This window comes from Candidatus Marimicrobium litorale (assembly GCF_026262645.1).
In the GTDB taxonomy this organism is placed as follows: Bacteria; Pseudomonadota; Gammaproteobacteria; order Pseudomonadales; family Halieaceae; genus Marimicrobium; species Marimicrobium litorale.
In genome coordinates this window covers 3429412-3444055 of the sequence record NZ_SHNO01000001.1, presented here as the reverse complement: position 1 = coordinate 3444055, position 14644 = coordinate 3429412, and the positions used below count along the sequence as shown (strand labels likewise).

10 protein-coding genes are annotated in these 14644 nt (G+C 50.5%); 2 read left to right on the top strand and 8 right to left on the bottom strand.

Features of this window, described 5'->3' with window-relative positions:
• Window positions 1-88 precede the first annotated feature (88 nt).
• From EYC82_RS15445 to EYC82_RS15420, 6 genes are all read right to left on the bottom strand, one after another.
• Window positions 89-1210 (bottom strand): MipA/OmpV family protein, encoded by a 1122-nt coding sequence (locus tag EYC82_RS15445; protein ID WP_279250443.1) that lies wholly within the window; start codon window positions 1208-1210, stop codon window positions 89-91.
• A gap of 605 nt (window positions 1211-1815) precedes the next feature.
• Window positions 1816-3975, bottom strand: a complete 2160-nt coding sequence (locus EYC82_RS15440) for a molybdopterin-containing oxidoreductase family protein (RefSeq protein WP_279250442.1) — start codon at window positions 3973-3975, stop codon at window positions 1816-1818.
• A 154-nt stretch (window positions 3976-4129) separates the two neighbouring features.
• Window positions 4130-5365, bottom strand: a complete 1236-nt coding sequence (locus EYC82_RS15435; protein ID WP_279250441.1) for a sulfotransferase family protein — start codon at window positions 5363-5365, stop codon at window positions 4130-4132.
• Window positions 5366-5941: 576 nt separating this feature from the next.
• Complete coding sequence (locus EYC82_RS15430; RefSeq protein WP_279250440.1) at window positions 5942-8140, bottom strand: sulfatase-like hydrolase/transferase; 2199 nt, start codon at window positions 8138-8140, stop codon at window positions 5942-5944.
• A 470-nt stretch (window positions 8141-8610) separates the two neighbouring features.
• Entirely contained in the window at window positions 8611-9141 is a 531-nt protein-coding gene (locus EYC82_RS15425; protein ID WP_279250439.1) for a VOC family protein, read from the bottom strand.
• Window positions 9138-9779 carry a carboxymuconolactone decarboxylase family protein gene (locus EYC82_RS15420; RefSeq protein ID WP_279250438.1) on the bottom strand — a complete coding sequence of 214 codons (642 nt, stop codon included), beginning with the start codon at window positions 9777-9779 and terminating at the stop codon, window positions 9138-9140. The genes EYC82_RS15425 and EYC82_RS15420 overlap by 4 nt, the downstream gene beginning before the upstream one ends.
• A gap of 131 nt (window positions 9780-9910) precedes the next feature.
• Between EYC82_RS15420 and EYC82_RS15415 the strand changes: the two genes are divergently transcribed.
• A complete protein-coding gene (locus EYC82_RS15415; RefSeq protein WP_279250437.1) occupies window positions 9911-10750 on the top strand; it encodes an isocitrate lyase/PEP mutase family protein in 840 nt (279 codons plus the stop codon).
• Between the two features lie 260 nt (window positions 10751-11010).
• Here the strand turns inward: EYC82_RS15415 and EYC82_RS15410 are convergent, their stop codons facing one another.
• On the bottom strand, window positions 11011-11997 hold the full coding sequence (locus tag EYC82_RS15410; protein WP_279250436.1) for an AraC family transcriptional regulator: 987 nt from the start codon (window positions 11995-11997) through the stop codon (window positions 11011-11013).
• A gap of 182 nt (window positions 11998-12179) precedes the next feature.
• Between EYC82_RS15410 and EYC82_RS15405 the strand changes: the two genes are divergently transcribed.
• Window positions 12180-13100, top strand: a complete 921-nt coding sequence (locus EYC82_RS15405; RefSeq protein WP_279250435.1) for a metal-dependent hydrolase — start codon at window positions 12180-12182, stop codon at window positions 13098-13100.
• Between the two features lie 189 nt (window positions 13101-13289).
• On the opposite strand, the gene EYC82_RS15400 is transcribed toward EYC82_RS15405, so the two are convergent.
• Window positions 13290-14405: a hypothetical protein gene (locus EYC82_RS15400; RefSeq protein WP_279250434.1), complete on the bottom strand. Its 1116-nt coding sequence runs from the start codon at window positions 14403-14405 to the stop codon at window positions 13290-13292.
• Window positions 14406-14644 lie beyond the last annotated feature (239 nt).

Sequence of the window (14644 nt, the reverse complement as noted above, 5' to 3'; positions counted from 1 at the left end):
TAGCGTGGCGCTGCAGTTTTTTATCGATGGGCCGAGTTCCACTTGGCCTCCTGCTCTAATGTTCGTGCTTATTTAGCACAACGCCCCGCTAGAAAACGTAGTTGACGGCAAAGAAACCCTTAATTACATAATCTTCGTTTACAATTGGGCTATCCGTGATCTCATCATCAAAAAACTCTACCGCAACATTTGCAACCAGTAACCAATCTGTTGTTATCTCATACAGGATACCCGCACCCACATCAGCAGTGAACACCGAATCGACACGGTAGGCAGGTCTTACAGCTGTGGCCTTGTCCCGGGGCACACCAAAATCATAATCGGCGAGATCCTGTGCCAGCCAATTCACGCCAAGCTCTGGCGATAATCGGAAACCGCCGAACTGAAACGATTTGTCTATCGAAAGTCTGGCCTCTCCGCCCCCAATCCTGTCGAGCACATCATGCTGATAACTCAGCGCGGCGTCGAAGCCCATCGGCAGTTCTGCCCGCAGCGCAAGGCCCGCCATAAACGTGCTGTCTCGATCTCCCATACCCGAGAGGTAGTCGCTGTCGTCCTCATCGTAGACACCAGGCCGATAAGTTCCTGCGGCGGCCAGTCTGAGCTCTCCCGTACCAATCAGCCCAAAACTGATCTTCGGTCCAAGTATCTGCAGACGATCACCATTATAGGTTACGGCGGGAATCACTTGAGTTACACCGCCGTCGTAGCCTCGGTAGGGGCTACTGCGGCTAATGGCACCCACACCGACACCGAGGCGGCCGCGCTTGCCCAACGGACGGTATAGTCCGATACTAAACTCTACCTTCTCGTCCTCCTCCAGGTTAAACGCGGCCCGCGAGTAACTCGGCGGTCCCTTCGGTCGATACCCATTTGAAAACCCCAATGGCTCTGTTGGAATCCCGATGAAGCTTCTATCAATTTCAAGATTTTTGTTCTCATCCTGATAGACCATCAAGGCATATTCGCCGGCAGAGATATCGCGCATGACGTATCGATTAGCCTCACTCGGCGCATACGTCTCGAGCCTGGCAGGATCACGAAAATCGCCAAACGTATTCGCTGAGCTGAATAAAACCAGTACCACTGCTCCCGATAGAGGGGGATTTTCAAGCTGCACGGTCAGCTCAGCGGCAGTAGCAAATCCTGGACTCAGCCAACAAAACGTCGACATGACTGCACATAGAATTCCCCTTGATAATATTTTCATAACTCACTTATCCAGATTTCGATTTCAAAGTCTGTCCGGCCGCCGAGAACGACAATCGACTTACTCAGTCGGCTATTGTAACCGCGAAACCACCGGCGGCCGGCATACGTTTTTCGCAGGGCCCTGCCCTCAAGCCGCAGTAAGAGAGAGTAGTACAACTATACATCGGCTCAATTATCGAAGTCGGCAGGATCGTACTGTCCATCGAGAGACAGTCCGATAGGGCAGGGAACGACGTCGGACATGATTACACGTGGCTGGTCCGGACACATGGAGCCTATCACTCTGACCCGGCGCCGTAACGGTTGGTGCTTTTCTGAAACATTATTGAGCCGGCCCGCCTATTTTGCTTCGGAGTCAGACCATAATCTCAGATGGGATCAGGACTTCGTCTTCACCAATTAAGACCTGCAGGCGACTCTGTCGAAATTTCAACAGATTCTGCCTTTCCTTCGGAGAAGATCGCGGTTCAACACGCTGCAATGCCATAAGGAACCCAGAGACAGGCGCAGCAGCTTACAGCGTTCGAGCCGCGCCTATGTCACGCACCGCGAGCGCCTGAGGGACTTGTAGCCAATATTTTTCCCAACCCTTTGAGCTATCACTTATGCTCGATCAACCTCGGCGATTACACCGTTCATATGCGACATGCCCGAGCCCTGCTCGATAGACTCTGGCCCATCCGGCATGATTATATTGACGTTGGCTCCTCCGGTAGTTCGAGCAACACTGAGTCCCCGTGCACGCTGATGACCCCATCCATGAGGCACTGAGATTGTTCCCGGCAGTAAATCCTCGTCTAATCTCACGGGTACTTCGATGGCTTTACTACCCACGCTGACTTTTGCTGTGTCGCCTTCTGAGAGACTTCTTGACTGCGCGTCGCTTGGATGAATAAAGAGATAATTCGTATGGCGATTACCTTGTACAAATTCCCGAACATTATGCGCCCAGCTGTTATGCGTGAAACGTTCTCGCTTTTGAATAAGTTTTAGTCTGCCGGTGTTGCCTTTCTCACACGCGAATAACTTGTCGAGGCCTCGCGCACGCTCTACTAGATCTGATGGTGCCAGCTCGACTTTACCAGAGAGTGTGTTAACACGTTTTCCGAGATAATCGCCAGGCTGATTTTCCTCCAATAAGATGCCATCTGCGAACCTGCGTAATTTTCTCAAGCCACCAAGCCCTCCTGAACGTGTTAACAGGGACAAAAATATCCGGTCCAGTGTTGTCTTCTTACCAAGTACTGGCATTTTTGCCATCTTCTCCGCTGCGACGCTAAGTAACCCAAATATTCTGGACCCTGCTATTGGCCTACCTGCGCTTTGACACAACTGACGAAAAATTAAACCTTCGTCCCTGCATTCACCCGGCGGTAACAGCATTGGCTCTGTGTAGGTGAAACTTCGAACCGGCATGAGGCCCATAAAAGAGAAAAAGTAAAAGGGCACGTCAGGACGTTCCAGACTATGCAAACCAGGAAGAATATAGTCTGCATATTCGGCCGTTTCGTTACGCACTATATCGATACAGACGAGCAATTCCAGGTCTTCAAATGCGCTTGCTAGCCGGTCACTACCGGCACACGTTAGCAATGGGTTTCCCGCCATGTTAAACAGGGCGCGAACCTTACCGGGGCCAGGCGTCAGAATTTCATCCGCCATAATGCCTGCGGGAATAATACTGTTTACATAGGGAACATCACTAATACGCGACCTCGGCGCTTTGCCTGCAGAGGGCGGGGCCGGGAAAATTCCCTTACCTGCCAGAACTCCACCCTTTTTGTCGAGATTACCGGTAATCGCATTTATCGCCTCCTGTAGCCAATAAACCATTAACCCCTGGCTGCCCTGATTTACACCAGTAGATGAGTAAATCGCAGCACCGTCAGCAGCCAGATAATCGGTTACGATTTGTCTTAAGGTGGCCGCCGGTATATGGGTCACCTCAGCAACTCGCTCAGGGCTCCAAGGCTGAGAGAGTTCGACGAGACTGTCATAGCCATTCATATACCGCTGTACATGTGCCATATCTACCGCGCCACGCCTGATCACCTCATGAAGAAAACCCAAAAAAAAGAAAACATCGGTATCGGCGCGAATCGGCACATGCACGCCTAGTCGCTTGGCAGACTCGGTATATCGCGGATTGATCCAGTAGACCTTCCCTCCCCTGCTCTCAATCTCACCTAGCCTCTTCATCGGGTGCGGCAGGGTAATGAAGCTCATCTTTGAAATCACAGGGTTGCTGCCGACAACAATCAATAAATTTGTATGATCAATATCGGGGAACACCTGATCGTTGGGACTGCCAAACAATCGCTCGCCTCCGGCAAACTTATTAGCGCAATCCTGAGTACCCGGTGTGAATAACTTGTCAGCATCAAATGCCTTTAGAAAGAATGTCATCATGGTCGTCGGCCACATACTGAAGCCAATCGGATTACCCATGTAGGCCGCGATCGAATCTCCACCACCTTTTTGATGAATCGCTTTCATTTTTCGGCCGATCTCGGCAATGGCCTGATCCCAGGTAACGGGGACAAACTGACCATCTACTTTTTTCAGAGGCTGCGTCAATCGGTCAGGGCTATGCACAAAGTCTCCCATTTTTAGACCTTTGATACAGGCATAGCCTTTACTGGCAACATGATCTACGTTGGGCTGAATATCGACGATACGATTATCCTGAGTACTGACAACAAGACCACACTGTGCCTCACAAATGCGACATATAGTTTTTTCGTGCTTCACCGTCACAGTCACGCCGCTGTCTCCTCCAAAATCATAATGAATCTCGATATAGGTTTTGATACACGCAATCGCTTTTGAATTTTTCGCATCCTACCCCAACTGCAGTAAAAACCTCTTCTATGAAGCTGTATAGGCTCAATTTCACCGGTCTCACAATTGCTATGGGTTATAAATTAAATCTTTCACAGTATTCCGCGAAAAGCGGAGCATGCTGCTGCTCGCTTAAACCGAACTTTTCAAGAGAATATTGGTGTTCCCCGTGCTTATCTCGTGGTCGACTTTTCAAATAATCCTGCATTGCTGTTCGCGCGGATTCTGTGAAGTCGAAGTCGAAATGGGCATACAGATTCTCGATCACCGTGATCGGATCCGAAATAATGTCCTTAAAGTGTATATCAAATATTCGACTATCTTCGTCGTCCATGACGGATCGTTGAGCCATGCCTATCCGCAGCATTTCGGAAAAGTATCTCGCCTCGGCCTGACCAGTTGCGGAGACATCGATGCTGTCACTGAAAGCACTATGTAGCGTACATGACAAACTCGATATGGAGCCCAACACATCCATTGGTGCTCTATGGGTTTGCACAATAGCCGCGTCTGGATACTGCTTTATCAAAACATCCAGATAAGCTAGATGTGGAGGCGTCTTTAATACCCAACGCTTCTCCATGTAATCAACCTGCAGATGCTGAAGAAACTCATTATGCCAACGGTAAGCCGCGGTCATATCTTGCTCCAGGGTCCAGTGTCGATACTCCGGTATATAGAAGGTCACACCAAATTGATCCGATATGAAGTGAGGTGCCAATAGCGTCACACACTCTTGAGGTAACTTTGCCCCCATGGCATGTATTGCCTGAAATCCCGGTGCCAGTGATTCCATCTTCTGAACGGTTTTTTCAACTACAGCGATTCGAGGATCTGACTGAAATGTCTCGCGTTGCGCCGGCGGAATGGGCTGAGCAACCTCCCATGTGCTGGGTGCGCGGTGAGCCGGATCTTGAGCGAGTAGCTCGTACAGTATTGTCGTTCCCGTACGAGGAAGGCCAAGCACAAAAAGAGGCCGCCTTATGGTTTGTTGCGCAATCTCGGGGCGTTTTTTACGGTAGTCAGTCAGATTCAATCTAAGTTTAAGATTATCAAGCAACATAGCGTGAGCCGCTATTCGACCCAGTTGGGAAAGACGAGCCTCTCTTTCGAGTGATACTGCGAGTTTTTCCAAGGCGGGAAAAAAACTGTCGTCCCCGAAGTCATCAAGCCCGGTTTGCGTGAATGCTTTTCTGATCAGCGCCTCGATAGGCAGCATCGAGGGCTTTTCTATCTCCAGTTTCTGCAAACCACGCCCTAACAGGTTGACAAACTTTATGGTTTTGGGCTGGCGGGCTGAGGGATATGCCATATAAAATTACTGCCTAAAGAACTTCCTTCCATTTTGAGAAGACACCAGCTGGTCTGTGTGTATTGACCGTGGTGCCTGAATTTGAACGTGTAACTCACGACCGTGTAATCAAATCAGTACGTTTTCATTATGACAGCTTCTCAAGTCACTGGCTGAGCATCTCTGGTTATTGCGCGATTGTAGCACCTCCCTCACTCCGCTTATCAGATAAAAACAGGCTCAGATTAAATTGATGCTAGAGTTTAACCGAGTGCGCGATAGACCTGCATAGATCGACAAAAGCAATATAGGGTCCGAGCCTGTTTACTGGAAAAATCCGCTCACCGCGTCTGCTCCTGGTTTCTGCGCCGACCGCGAAGGCCTTCCGCTTTGATATTTTGAGCGCGAGTTCTCCTCAGCTCTCGGTCATTCCGTACTTGGCTGGATGAAACCCGATAACATAGTGACTCCGAAGCCGATTCAAAAAACACAAAACGCAGTATCTGATTACACTCGATGTCGATCAGCAGTATTCATGCGCTTTATCGCCAAGTGTCAGCTAGTGTATTCGTAGACGCACATTAAATCGTGCGTCAGTCAGGGGCAATCCCGCGGCAAGGAATCCGCTGTAATAAAAGCCAAATCCTCTTCATTAGTTAAACCATTAAGATCAAAGTCATACCAACTGGACAGGCCGGACAGCGCCTGCCAATAATCCAGCTGTTCTATATCCATTTCGTCAATAACACCGTCTAGGTTACCGTCTCCAACACATGGCACATTAGACGCCTGTAAATCTTCAAGCGCCATCGACAGGCTTAAGAAGCTTTCCTCCTCTGAAGGCGTAAGTCTCTGACCTGAAGCGAGCAGATCTGATTCTTCATTATCAAGCTTGGGAGGTACATTTTCATCAATACGATAAAATTCGGTAACGGTTTTTGTACTGCATGCGTCAGCTTGCACATCCCAATCCGTCGCTGTTGCCTCGACGATTTTATAATCGACATTCCTGATTGCCATTTGCGCAGAGGGCTGTACGCCGTAGGTACTCAAATCGTTAGCCGTTAGATATTCATTTACCGCGCAGCAGCTGGTCTGGGGTGCTCCGACGCCCACGCCTGCAGGGTTGGTTCCATCAGGCTCACCCCACCAGATGCCACCCTCGGAATTGCACAAACTTTGCTCTGCAAACAACTGTACACAGATGTTTACTGATCCGCCCAATGGCAACGCGCAGGGTGGCACTTCGAGACCCACAGGCTGCAGGTTTTCCTGTAGCTGTGCGAAATTGAACTCGCGGATCGCCGGTTGTTCCGGGTTTTCAAGATATGGGAGCATGGTAACTGAATCGAGTTGCCGAGAAGGGGGAACTACTTCATGCACGTCAATGCCCGCTATTTCACCGAATAACTGGAAAACATCTGCGATATTAATCATCGCCTCAACATCGCGCCCGGGATCCTTGACCAACGCACCCGTAACGATGAGTGGTGTCCATACACCGGTTTGGTAGACGAACCCCTTCGAACGCGCCGGATTAAAGGGGCTTTTTACCACTGGAGCGTAGGTGCCATTGTCACCGAGCACGACGATCATTGTATTGGCATGTTCCGCCGTAAGCTCCAGTTTGCCGTTATTAATTGTTGCTATCCCTGTCTCAACCAGTACCCGACCGATCTCGGTGTCCATTGATTCGATCATTTGGTTACTGAGAACACGCTGATCCCCGCCCTCGGCACAATCAAAATCTCCGGTTGGTACCGAACCTGGGCCGAGGAGCGACGTTGGCGGTTGCTGAAATGGCGAATGTGCGGAGGAAAACGAGACCGTCGCCATCCACGGCACTTCCGATGATTGACTTTTGATCCAGTCGATAGCCCAATCGCTTTCGAGAATTGAACGATAACCCCGGGCAGCACCTGACTCGTCCTCGGGAGGATACAGCTCGTAAGATCCGTCAGGTTGATTCACCAACAGATCGCCGACGTAATAACCATTTTGCAACGTAAAATCTACATCACTCGACTTCCCTGTACCACTGCATAACGCGTCCGGGATGAAAACTCCACCGAGCTCAAGGCATGTACGCCCCGGTGTTGGGGCCTCAACTTTCGCCACAATCTCTTCGCAGTGATCATTAGTGAAATAGCAAGCACCAGCATCAGAGCCGTTCTGCGATTGACTGTTTGTCACAAAACCACAAGCGTAGCTAACACCGTCAGCGGCTACGCCACCCGCTGTCGTGTCGATGGGGAATGGCGCTCCCTCTTGCCAGCCTTTAAAAAAATTCCATCCCAGCTGATGCATTGCTGTATAGCCCAGCGGATTGTTATCCTCGGCAGTATCGCTGACATTCGACCCGGTCAAATGAAACTTACCAAACAGCGCGCTTTGATAACCACTTGTTCTTAGGATAACGGGAATTGTACTTTCGTAGGGTGAGACCTGTGAATTAGCCAAATCGACGGACAGAATCGCATCCGTCACATTTGTACGAAGCGGGTAGCGCCCCTCAAACAACAGTGCCCTGCTGGGTGAACATTCCGGCATCGCCCACATATTGCGGAAGCTAACTCCGGCATTCGCTATGGCATCGATAGTCGGGGTCTGTGGCGGCGTTTCCCCCCCAAAACCAAAAGAGTGCATTTGGTCGATACCGACATCATCAAGAATGAAAAAGAGAATATTGGGTGTATTGCCTTGTGGACCAGGATCCTCATTATCGCTATTGCTGCTGCAGCCAAAAAGTACGCCGAAACTAACGACAATAGCAACGATTTTTCTTATGGTGAGCATAGCTATTCCTTCCCTGCAACAGCACGTCCTGTAAAGAGACTTAACAATGCACTGAATTACTCCAGTTGTCATCGATCGTTTCAGCGGTATAAACAATGTCGATATGGAAACGTCGTGCTTGACCGTGTCCTGTATTTATCCATTGACCGGGTAGCACTGTGTCGCTTACTCCGTAGTCGCCCCACGCTGCCATCATAAAAGCGCAGGATGGGAAATTGCTGAAGGTTTATACATTTGCAAGCATCAGTGCCTTTACGCCAGCGAATCAACGCGACTGATAATACTCTTGCAGCCTGACAGGACAATCAGCGACCGGCACCCTGTTGGTAACCGTGTCGTCCCGCGAGAGAATCGAACGCAGTGGCGAAGCTGGTCGGTTACGCCCCGTCTTCTGCACAAAGACGGCAAACAGGTTGTGAAAGTGGTATCGCACCGCTGAATTGCTTGCTACCAAGATCGCACGGCGCGGATTACTTATCGGCCTCCCAAAGCTTCATCATCGCCGGTTCCGGACTTGGCTGAAATTCCTCCAGATCCAAAGTAGCCAGTGCATGCTTGCGATCCTGGGCGGTGAACTCACCTGTGGTCGTACAGAACTCAATCGCGTTACCGTCGGGGTCGCTGGTGTAAATCGAATGGCACCAATTATGGTCAATTTCCAAAACATTTAATCCTTCATCAAGCCAATCCCGCCGCTTCACCTGCAACTCGGTTTTGTTTGCAACGCTGAAGGAGAAGTGGTTTGTCATCGGCGGAAAATTGCCGGCCGCATTCAAATCGTAGTCAAAGTGCTCCTGCCCGGGGACATCGTGTAAATCCCAAAAGGCGATAAAGCGCGTATCATCTCCGTCCATTCTATAAAAGAAGTGCTTTCCCCACCCACCGGTTAGTACGGGTGCGACCTCAACCTTGACCAATTCAAAGCCCATGACGCGTTCGTAAAAATCGTGCGTTTTCTTTATATCGCGTGCAGCTAATGCCAAGTGGTGGTAAGGCATCATGCATCCTCCTGATCAACCATCGACATTATGTCGATGCTATCTTGTTCCGGGGCCGCCATTTCGACAACGCGCTCTTCAACATCATCATACTCCAAGCGCAGGGCGCGACTCATGACGGCGTGCATCATGTAGGTGCAGGTGACGTAGGTAAATTCCAGAATTTCTTCGTCCGACAAATGCATCTTCAGAACCTCGAAGACGCCGTCTGAAACCCGTCCGCGCTGCAACACCAATGCATCGGTGTAGGCGAGAACAGCGCGTTCGATATCAGAATAACAATCCGCGACTTGCCAATGCGGTATAGCTTCAATTTGGGCTTCGCTCAGACCTGCTTCGCGACTCGCTTTACAGTGTTGCGAAAAGACAAATTGAGAGCCAACCGAAAAACCAGCTCGGGTTTGCCCTAACTCGCGAAGTTTAGCGCCGAGCACACGCTTATCAGACCGATAGAATTTAAAACCTTCAGTCGTATGCTCAAAGGCATCGGGCACAATATTGAACACCGTCCACCAATTACCCGGGGTTCCGGTCGCCGTTCCGGGCTCCTCTACCGGATCACGATCACCAAACAGCATGTTAAAAATCTGGTCGGCATATGGATTTTTGGCCTCGCGGCCCGCCTGCTTTAAACGCGGCATAATTGCTCCTCCCTTCATTACGACAAGCTTAAGCGCATGTAACAACGTCCGGCAAGCGCAAGTTTTGTAGAATTCGTGCTGGCGCCTATATTGTAGACAGTAAATAATAGGCTCTGTTAGAGGAAACCTTGATGACACGCGATCGCGCCCATTTAAAACAACGTTTGTTGCAAGCTGAACCCATTATCGCACCCGGTGTTTATGACGGCTTATCAGCCCGTATCGCCGATAAAGCGAATTTTGATGCGCTGTATTTGTCTGGCTACGGTGTGTCCGCTAGTCTGCTGGCTCGACCTGATAATGGATATCTTAGCGCTGATGATATGCAGTTTCGAATCAGCACGCTGTGTGACGTATTACAGACGCCTCTGATTGCCGATGCAGATACAGGCTTTGGCGATATCGCAGAGACCATCTCGACAGTAAACATCTATGAGAAGGCCGGGGCAGCGGGAATACAGATTGAAGATCAAAAAATACCGAAGATTTGCGGTCATATTCCCGGCCGCGAGGTAATTTCTAGAGAGGCCGCCGTCGACAAAATTTCTGCCGCCGTTGCTGCTCGCGAGGATAGCGATTTTCTGATCGTCGCGCGCACCGATGCACGCGAACAGCACGGCCTTGACGAGGCGATTGAGCGTGGTCGACAATTTCACGCGGCCGGCGCCGATATTATTTTTATCGAGTCACCTGAGAGTGAGGCAGAGTTTGCAGCTATTGGCGCAGCGTTATCGGGAGTAACGCTGTTAGCTAATATGGTGGAGGGCGGACGCAGCCCCCTTTTAGCGCGAGCACAATTGGCTGAGATGGGTTTTCGTTTTATCATTTATCCCGTTGCCGTTATGGCGACGACAGCTGCCAGTTTACAAAAAGCGTATGCTCAGTTGGCCGCCGGCGATGTACAGGAAGAACGCGTTAGTTTTGACAAATTAAGTCAACTCGTCGGATTCGAAGCGGCCAAGAAGCATTGATAAACCGCAGGTAAGGCGGCGTTCTAGCGCGACCGAAATGAATATTTTCCGACTGAAAGTGTCGCGCAAAAGGTCCCAAAGCCGCTTGGCACTCTGAGCAAAAAAATGAATTTCTTGGGATATTTCAGGTCGAAAGCTCTGGCTTTCGGCTTGATTGCTGCAGAAGGCTTTTCTAGCGGACTAACCTAAGGTCTGAAATAAAGTCATCTCCTAAACGTGTTTAACAAGCCAGATCGCCAGTGGCGCAGTCATCATAGCGCTCAGCTCGCCGAAGTACGTACCGCAGACGGTGTAGAATTCGACCAGCGCTTAAAAGAACGACGAAAGTTTGTTGCATCACTGAAGCCAAGGAGACTTGCGATTTCCGCGACGGGCAGGTTGGTACCGTTTAGATACTCCAGTGCAAGTCGATATCGGACCTGATCTAGCAGCTGCTGATAACGATAGCCCTCCTTGGCCAAATGACGCTGCAATGTACTTTCACTCATGTGCAGTAATGCCGCGACCTTTGCACTAGTTGGAAACTCCGAACCGGCCTGCAGTAATATCTGCTGTACACGCTCGCCAACCATGCCGCCATCTGTTCCTCGCGAGATAAGTCGATCACACTCTCGCCGAAAGATATCGCGCGCTATAGGGTTGGATGTGGAAATTGCAGAATCAAGACTTTCGTTATCGAAAAACATTGCGCTGCGCACTGCGTTAAAACAGACGTCAGGACCAAAGATTGTATGGTAGAGCTGCAGGTCTGATGGGGGGGCATAGTTGAGCTGCAGATTGATTGTCGCAGTTTGACGCCCCAGCAAAATACTGCCGCTGTTGATAATCGCAGCATATAGCACCTCCGTATAGAAACGCTGCAGCGCCTGCGGCAAATGGGCCGCTTTGACCCAAAGCTCCAGCCCACTCTCCCCTCGGTGTATTTCGATCCCAATGCTCGGCAATATGACTCGGTTGTATCGCACCAACAGCTTGAGCGCATCACCGGTAGTCTCACTGGTCATCAAGGCGTAGCCAAATATTCCCTGTGAGGCAATACTGATTCTGCTGCCAAACCTCAATCCTAGCTGCGGATCCTGCGATAGCTTGAGTGCATTGGTACATGCAGTGTCCAGCTGCCGTGCGGTCAGGCTTATCGCTGCCTGGGGCTCCTGGTCTGCAACGCCGGTATCGCGCATCAACTGCTCGCGCGATATATCGAGGGAATCCAATACCTGAAGCAATGTCGATATGTAATACGCATGCATTCGCTTTCTCCATGGTGGTATTTAACCCGGCTAATGACCGTATATAACCGGTTAGTTGACGGGAATTGACCCATATATTGACTGCATATAACCCCTTTCAGGCACGGTCTGTCAACTAGCATGGCCATTCTTGATCTTTAGCCCCATCAGTACCTTTTGGAACACACCGCAGGAGTAAACCTATGTCCGGTAACCTGAAACATTCAAACAGCCACACCGCCTCCGCAATAGACCCCTGCATATCGGATGCAGTATCTGTTGCGTCGACAGCAAGGCAGGCAAGTACGCCCTCCGGAGTCGGCATCAAACCACGCAATCGGTCGCACGATATTGCAGCGGCACTGCAAGGGGAATGGCTTAATGATGATGCTTTTCTCACGGCCGTATTCAACGGCATGTCCATTACTTTTCCAGCAGGCGAGAAGTTTTTCATCGACAGCGTACGTCACTACAGACAAGACATTACAGACCCGGTGTTGCAGGAGCACATTCGCGGTTTCTGTGGTCAGGAGGGTTTTCACCGTCGAGAACATCAGATGTATAACGAAACGCTTTGCGCGGCACGCGGTTATGACCTCGAAAAACTCGAGGGTAAGCTGACACGTCGGCTGGCCTGGGCACAGAAGAACCTCTCACCGATCCAGAATCTGGCCATTACCGTTGCAATCGAACACTTTACAGCCGTTCTCTCAGAACTTTTGTTAAGTTCAGATTCGGTTATGAACAAAGCGCACCCGTCAATGCGTGAGTTATGGCGCTGGCACGCGGCAGAGGAAATGGAACACAAGTCCGTCGCCTTCGATGTATTCCTTGCCGTAGGTGGTACTGAGAAATTGCGCACATCAGTCATGCGTCGTGCGACATTTTTTATTGGTCTGGAATTGACTCGCGCCCTCATTTATATATTGCGCAAAGACGGCAAGCTATTCGATTTCAAAATTTGGCGCACGGGACTAGCGGCGCTTTTCGGAGAGCAAGGCGCCTTCAGTGGAGGCCTTGAACCCTATAAAGAGTTTTATACAGAGGGCTTTCACCCGTGGCAGCAAGATACACAACATCTACTGACGGAGTGGGCTTCAGAAGACGCAATAGAGTTTGCATGAGTCACACAGGACGCATTGGCGCCATCGCAAACGCCCCAATGGGGTCAGCATTCACAGGATATCGTGTCTACCCGTTGGCGTTTTCAGGGCAGCATTGGGTACAACACGTCCCCTTCGGCCCGCTCGCATGTCAGTCGTCTCATTTCGGTAACGACATTATCCGGGGGTGGTCCCGCTGGACTATGCGCGCTAGCCAATCGTGGTGTTTAGCCATGCTCGATTATTGCCGCGATCACCCTCCGGCTCAATAATATCGCCAACGGCATCGACAGCGACCAGAATACGGTGGTCGCCTTTCTCTAAATGCAGAGCAATACAGAATGTTTTGCTCTCTCCAGCGCTCAGCCAGGGCAGTCGCAAATACTCTCGCTGGCTATAGCAATCATTCGGTACCACATCTATGCCAATATCACTCACATCCATTTGACCCAGATTCGTCACCTCAAAATGCAAAACACCCGCCTCAAAGCGTATGTCATTTACCGCTAGGTCGGAGCCCAACTGCGCTACCGCTTCGATAGGGTAAATGACTAGCTCATCGATGCCTTTAAGATGAGTGAGTGCATGCTCGTGATGTAAATGTCCTCCATAGCGATGGTCTGTGCTAACGCCATGTATATGCAAGTGAGCGCCTGCCTGAGCCACCGTCACACGGCCTTTTTCAGGTTCCGTATCAAAGAAACCACAGCAGTCCCAGTGCAGAGCATCGCCCAAATATTCAATCTTACTGCCCGCCGGCGCGGGCGCCTCCCGCGACAGAATATAATGCTGTAATGCATCGTAAACCGCAGCACCACTGCCCGCTTCAGCGTCCGCTGGCGCGTTGCGATTCGTCTGTGTCATGCAAAGTTTTGAGGCCACAGTAATAACCAAATCCTGCCACTGGCACCGAGCTCTCACGCCGTATAACTCAGCGGGCTGTTCCAGCGTATCGATTGCCGCTGCTATCCAGTCTGCTAATCGCCAGTGAGATTGTGGTTTCAGTAACGCGAGATTAATTATATTACCCTTGTCAGTTGCGTCAGTACTAAAGCACACATAGGGGAAATGATCACTGCCATCGCCAGTACAGACTTTGTGTATGCCGCCGGTGTTTGCATGGCATTTGAAAATAGACGTCTCCGAGGCTCTTTCATCGTAAGCGAAGGCCAGCTCGCCATTGTCGATGCTGGTGGTGGTGCCCAGACCCAATACATCGCCACGTAAAGGAATACTATCCGCTGATAAATGCTCTTTGATATCACCCTGTACTAAATCGATGATTGTATTGGCAATAGTCAATTGAATGCCTGTCGCTTTCTGCATGGACTGCTCCGTCGCTGCGGCGTTATCTTATCTCGCGCCGATAATCTACTTACTCGGATTCAAACACGGGACGCCTACGGGCGGAATCTCGCAGCAAATAGATGGATAAAGCCTGCGCACACTTTACCTGTTGAGCCATACCACGCATGCCTTGCCACACGGGCACGTCGCCCTGATTTCCAATGCTTCACCGCCCGCCGCCGCGTGTTGGCGTATTACCCGAAAGAGGCCTCATTTCA

What these genes read in the sequence shown, in the direction of transcription:
- EYC82_RS15445 (WP_279250443.1), bottom strand. Translation starts at nt 1,210, where the DNA reads ATGAAAATATTATCAAGGGGAATTCTATGTGCAGTCATGTCGACGTTT.
- EYC82_RS15435 (WP_279250441.1), bottom strand. Translation starts at nt 5,365, where the DNA reads ATGGCATATCCCTCAGCCCGCCAGCCCAAAACCATAAAGTTTGTCAAC.
- EYC82_RS15430 (WP_279250440.1), bottom strand. Translation starts at nt 8,140, where the DNA reads ATGCTCACCATAAGAAAAATCGTTGCTATTGTCGTTAGTTTCGGCGTA.
- EYC82_RS15425 (WP_279250439.1), bottom strand. Translation starts at nt 9,141, where the DNA reads ATGATGCCTTACCACCACTTGGCATTAGCTGCACGCGATATAAAGAAA.
- EYC82_RS15420 (WP_279250438.1), bottom strand. Translation starts at nt 9,779, where the DNA reads ATGCCGCGTTTAAAGCAGGCGGGCCGCGAGGCCAAAAATCCATATGCC.
- EYC82_RS15415 (WP_279250437.1), top strand. Translation starts at nt 9,911, where the DNA reads ATGACACGCGATCGCGCCCATTTAAAACAACGTTTGTTGCAAGCTGAA.
- EYC82_RS15410 (WP_279250436.1), bottom strand. Translation starts at nt 11,997, where the DNA reads ATGCATGCGTATTACATATCGACATTGCTTCAGGTATTGGATTCCCTC.
- EYC82_RS15405 (WP_279250435.1), top strand. Translation starts at nt 12,180, where the DNA reads ATGTCCGGTAACCTGAAACATTCAAACAGCCACACCGCCTCCGCAATA.
- EYC82_RS15400 (WP_279250434.1), bottom strand. Translation starts at nt 14,405, where the DNA reads ATGCAGAAAGCGACAGGCATTCAATTGACTATTGCCAATACAATCATC.